The sequence below is a fragment of the Thermovirga lienii genome (genome assembly GCF_036847465.1).
GTDB classification, from domain to species: Bacteria; Synergistota; Synergistia; order Synergistales; family Thermovirgaceae; genus Thermovirga; species Thermovirga lienii.
On sequence record NZ_DAITZW010000059.1, the window covers coordinates 1 to 4931 of the forward strand.

Annotated in this window: 4 protein-coding genes; 2 read left to right on the forward strand and 2 right to left on the reverse strand. The window is 46.2% G+C overall.

Translation table 11 applies throughout. The annotated features are described in order from the left end of the window. Window positions 1-121 precede the first annotated feature (121 nt). Window positions 122-1636 (forward strand): Na+/H+ antiporter NhaC, encoded by a 1515-nt coding sequence (gene nhaC / locus V7Z69_RS09435; protein ID WP_334139742.1) that lies wholly within the window; start codon window positions 122-124, stop codon window positions 1634-1636. 58 nt (window positions 1637-1694) lie between these two features. On the opposite strand, the gene V7Z69_RS09440 is transcribed toward nhaC, so the two are convergent. Continuing rightward, entirely contained in the window at window positions 1695-2003 is a 309-nt protein-coding gene (locus tag V7Z69_RS09440; RefSeq protein ID WP_014163530.1) for an MTH1187 family thiamine-binding protein, read from the reverse strand. A 147-nt stretch (window positions 2004-2150) separates the two neighbouring features. Between V7Z69_RS09440 and V7Z69_RS09445 the strand changes: the two genes are divergently transcribed. Further along, window positions 2151-3035 (forward strand): mechanosensitive ion channel family protein, encoded by an 885-nt coding sequence (locus V7Z69_RS09445; RefSeq protein WP_334139743.1) that lies wholly within the window; start codon window positions 2151-2153, stop codon window positions 3033-3035. Here V7Z69_RS09445 and V7Z69_RS09450 read toward each other — a convergent pair. Further along, a complete protein-coding gene (locus tag V7Z69_RS09450) occupies window positions 3017-4759 on the reverse strand; it encodes a phosphodiester glycosidase family protein (RefSeq protein WP_334139744.1) in 1743 nt (580 codons plus the stop codon). The genes V7Z69_RS09445 and V7Z69_RS09450 overlap by 19 nt on opposite strands. Window positions 4760-4931 lie beyond the last annotated feature (172 nt).

Genomic DNA, 4931 nt, shown 5'->3' on the forward strand with positions numbered 1-4931 from the left:
CCAACTTAGGCAGGTATTCCTGCCACTAAGTTGAGTTTAACAGATAAGGAGGTGAAGTTTAGGTTACAGGGAGCTTTCTGTAAAATACGGCAAATAAGCAGAGAAAAGGAGGAGAGGCTTTATGGCAGAAGGTACAGGAAGTAAACCGAGTTTGGGGTTGTCTCTTGGGGTTTTTGCTATCGCAGCAGCAATAATAAGTTACGGTGTTTTGGCTCTAGGGGTTGATGCCCACATACCGATAGTTATTTCGTCCGTCGTAGTCTGTATAGTTGGTGTCGTGGTTTTGAAGAAACCTTGGTCTGAGATAGAGCAAGGAGGCCTCAACGCTATTGCGGTGGCTCTTCAGGCGATAGTTATACTTATGATCATAGGTATGGTAATAGGAATATGGATCCAAAGTGGAGTTGTACCTGCTCTCATTTATTATGGTCTTTCCATATTATCCCCATCAATCTTCTTGCTGGCTACTCTATTGGTTTGTTCCGTGGTGTCTTTGGCCACCGGTTCGTCGTGGACCACAGCTGGAACTGTAGGTATAGCATTGATGGGAATAGCTCATGGTCTTGGAATACCTGCCCCACTTTCTGCAGGAATAGTTATTTCAGGAGCATACTTTGGAGACAAGATGTCTCCCCTTTCTGATACGACCAACCTGGCGCCCGCGGTTGCCGGAGCGAACCTTTTCGATCACATAAAGGCGATGGTTTGGTCGACAGGACCCACTTACCTCATAGTGGCCTTAATCACCATAGTTTTGGGTATGAAGTACGCAGGAGGTTCCTTGGATGCTGCAAAGATCGAGGCAATGCAGACCATGCTCAAGGCCGAGTTTCCCATAAGCCTTTTGGGTTTTGTGCCGCCAGTGGTCGTAATATTGTTGGCGGCCAAAAAGACTCCAGCCGTGCCTGGGTTGTTTGCTGGTGTTGTTCTGGCAGTTTTGCTTTCCGTGTTCCAGGGGCACGGACTTGCTGATATCATAAACGCCGTTCACTACGGTTATGAAGCTCAGCTTTCCTCAGAGATAGCCAATGCAGAAGCTGATGCCTTAATGGCACTGCTTGCCCAAAACGATCTTTCCATAGCTCCCGAGTTGGCGCAGGAAGTCGGAAACATGATGACCGAACTGTTGACTCGTGGAGGATTGGACTCCATGATGTGGACTATTTCCTTAATATTCTGTGCCCTGTTCTTTGGTGGCGTCATGGAGGCCTGTGGGTTCCTTGAGACCATAGTTGGTTCCTTGACCAAGTCCGTGAAGAGCGTTGGTGGAATGATGGGAGCAGTAATTGCCTCTTCGTTCGTATCCAATTTGTTCCTTGGAGATCAATACTTGTCCTTGGTCATACCTGGAAGGATGTTCAAGAGGGCATTCGAGGAAAAGGGCCTTGCACCGAGGATGCTATCCCGTGCACTGGAGGACTGCGGTACATTGACGTCTCCATTGGTACCTTGGAACACATGTGGCGCCTTCCAAAGCAGCGTCCTTGGCGTTCCTACTTTGGCTTACCTCCCGTATGCGTTCCTTAACTACTTGAACCCAATTATGTCTGTGCTTATTTCTTACATGAAGATAGGCGTTTACTGGAGGACCCAGTCCGGTGAGGATGTAGTGGCCAAGGAACATCCTGGTAATTAGCATGAAAAGAGGGGGGAGCACAACAGCTTCCCCCTCTAACTTTGTTGGCGATTGAAATTTAGTCTTTTAGTTTTTCTTCCACTGATTTAACCTTTTGTTCCATGCTGGCGTTTTTGTCCCTTCTATCGTCGATTCTTATTGTTGTTCCTACTCGCAGTGCTCCAGCCTTGAATGGGGCTTCATGAGCTGCTCTTACTGCTTTAAGAACGGTGTCCAGTTCTCCCTCTAATATGGTTCCCATCGGAGTGAGCATGACTTTAAGGTCGTAACTGCGCAGGATTTTTTCTACTTCAGCAACATAGGGGCTCAGGCTAGTTGAACCAGTTCCGTGAGGTACGATTACGACCTCTGCAATTACCTTTCCCATATCAATCCCTCCCTCTTTTAATGTGCCTCCTTGTGTGGGTTGCTGTAATACAATACAATAATCACTAAGTCCAGCGACGAGTTTCATGCTTTCTAAATTTTATTATATTAGTAAAGGCGTTTGAAGTTTTATCAGGAGGGATTTATTGTGGTAGAGAAAGTGATAGAGAAAATATTTATAAGTGAGTGGTTCTCTCCCGTTTTGATAGTCTTGATTTGGCTTTTTGCGGATCGCCTTACTGCAAGGGTTTTAAGTAGGGTTTTGGAGTCAGCGCTGAATAAATTTGTATTTAAGAATACAGACCTCACTCCCATAGAGCTAGCGACTAGGCAAAAGAGAGTCAACACCCTCAGAAAATTGGCGATAGATGTATTGAGAGTTATTTTGTTCGCGGTGGCACTTTTGATGTTCTTGGATAGCCTGGGTATAAATATAATGCCGGCCCTGACGGGTCTGGGTTTGGCAGGGCTTGCCATATCCTTGGCTGCTCAAAACCTGCTTAGAGATTTTTTAAACGGATTTATAGCCATCTTGGAGGACCACTTTGCCGTGGGAGATGTGGTTACCATAGCTGGTCGTTCAGGAGTGGTGGAGAAATTTACCCTTAGAGCTACCTATTTGAAGGACCTGGACGGCAATCACATAATAGTTCCCAATGGAATGATCGGAGAGGTTATAAATGCGACCAAGCATTGGTCGCAGGCTCAGATAAAGGTAGGGGTTTCTTATCACGCCGACATAAAGAAAGCCTTGGCGGTCATGAAGGAAGTGGCTGAGAGTTTGGCGAAGGATTTCCCAGAGAAGATACTGGAGTTGACGGATGTTCATGGGATTTTGGAGTTTGAACATAGTGCCATAATATTACGGGCGCTTATAAAGACAGCTCCGGGAGAACAGTGGTTCGTTGGGAGAGAATATAGGCTCAGGCTCAAAGAGGCCTTCGACAGAGAGGGCATAAATATCCCTTTCCCCCAAATGGACGTTTGGGTGAAGGAAACACCTTTTTCCAAGGATCAAAAGATCAACGCGTAGGGAACAGGTCTTTCGATATTTCCAGAGGGTTTGTTTATTATATTTCCTTGCCACCACAGGGCGGAAGATCCTCCGCCGTCAAGGTTCAGCGCGCTGTGGCAACCCAGTTCCCTTGCTATTAAGGCAGCTTCCTTTAATGTGGTTCCCCTGCTGTGCCAGGGGTCTCTTCCATCAATTATTAACCAATAGAGGTTTACTCCATCGTAACCTACTATGGTTCTTGGGTGTCTTTCCAAAATGGTGTTGGCACTAAACCCCTCGTTGTTAGCACAAAAGGTGCCATCTTTCAGTATCATGGGGCCTGCTTGCAGGAGGTAAGAGACATCTTTCATGATTTCATCGGCCATTTGAACTTTTATGTCTATGTCGGCAGGCTTGGCAATCTGCCTTAATATTGAAGCGAACCTTCCTCTTGCAACCAATAAGTAGCCATCTTTGGGCACCAGATGATTTGAAAGGTGGCTGTATTTCTCCTCTGTTATTTTTCCTTTCCTTACTACAAACTCCATGGCGTCATCAGGTATGGGCGTTGCGTAATACCATAGATGTGAGGTAAATAGGGCAACCTGATGATGGTCCTTCATTTCGTTGAAGGAGTCTATCGGAATGTCGATGTCCTCTATGGTTGCCTTTGCCTTGAAATCACCTCTTGCAAAGTGGAAGTTTCCTTTAACGTCCCAGCCTATGGCTGAGCGGCTACCGTAGGGGTTACTTATCGGTATCCCTCTTACGATTAGGCTTCCTATTATCTTAGTTTTATTGAAAAATCCCCCATTTATGGCACATTCTGCGCCGGTGTTCTGTGCTATCCACGATATAGGAAGCCTTTTCCCGGCTATCTCACCAGCGGTGATGATCTTTGGCGAAGTTTCTTGCGGCAAGAACCTTACAGCTGCCCAAAACAGAGCTTGTGACTCCTGGGTTTTGTAGGTTTCAATTTTTGCTTCTTTGTTCAAAATCCGAGTTATCTTTCCTGCAGTTTTCCATGCTTTGGCGAAGTGGATGAATGGGCCAACGGTTATCCTTTTCCCCATGGCGGTGGTTTCGGAGGAGACTTGAAGTTTTTGGGATGAAAAACTGGCTTTTAGATCTTCCAGGTTCAATGAGTTGAACTGCCCCTCCGCCGAAATTATCCAGCCTGTGGGAGGAGTTCCGATGTTCTCCCTGTGTAATGTGAGGCTTGATTTTTCCCCTTGAAAGGTTTTCTCCCAAACCAAACCGGCCTTGCAATCTCTTAGCCATTGCATTAGTTGGTGTAGGGTTTCTTGCGTCAAAGTATCCTTCGGCCTCGATAGGATGTCCTTGGGTGCTTCTGGAGTTATGTCTTCGGCGATCAAATAATATGGAAATATGTAGTCTGGTATGTTAAGGGAGTTTTCTGTTGGTGTCAGTTTCTCTATTATTTGTGCTTCATGTCTAAGGCCCATGGCCCTCAGTGCAAAGAACAGAGCTTCTGCGTTGGTGGCTTCCAGATCAGGGTAGAACGTTTCGTTCGGGAGTATTATGCCAAGCGCCAAGGCTGTCTCAGCAGCAGCCTTGGCTGGGTGCTCGGGCGGTATGTCAACGAAGTACTTTTCACCCTCCCAGTAGGGGATCTCAAGGGTTTTGATTATTTCGTGTACCAACTCTCCCCTGGTTACAGCAACGGCTGCCGCCATATCACAGAAGAGAGCAGTCAGAAGTATCATCATGATGGTGGTAAAGCTAAGGAAAGATTTTCTCAATATACGTACCTGCCTTATCTTTAGGTAGTTTACGTATATTGTAACGATGAAACTTCATATTGTCATTTGGAGCTCAATCAGCTTTTTCTTCGTTTCCCCCCACTTTACCTGAAACATTTGTAAGGGGCCACAAATTGCTTCCGTTTAATTAGTTGAAGGAGATGGTGGGAGT